Source organism: Rappaport israeli (assembly GCF_001888055.1).
Taxonomy (GTDB): Bacteria; Pseudomonadota; Gammaproteobacteria; order Cardiobacteriales; family Cardiobacteriaceae; genus Rappaport; species Rappaport israeli.
In genome coordinates, this window is sequence record NZ_LXHZ01000057.1 from 1 (window position 1) to 220 (window position 220).

The 220-nt window shown below is 46.8% G+C and carries 1 pseudogene; it reads right to left on the minus strand.

From position 1 onward, the window contains the following. Window positions 1-128: 128 nt before the first annotated feature. Window positions 129-220: pseudogene (locus A5N84_RS11045) on the minus strand (transposase); the annotation flags it as partial.

The following is a 220-nucleotide window of genomic DNA, read 5'->3' on the forward strand; positions in this document are numbered from 1 at the left end:
ATAGTGAATAGCATCAAGCCATACGATATAGTCAAAGAATTGAAAAAGTATTACAGCGTTGGCTCGCCTTGCCGTACGCTCTTGTACTGTCTGCGGCTCGCCGCCTTGTACTACTTTTTCACTTCTCCGACTATAGGATAAACGCTATCCAGTGCTCTGGATTGCCAGGCTTTAAGTTGTGGGATAAGTTGGTCGGTGATACTGCTGATGGCGGCTTCTG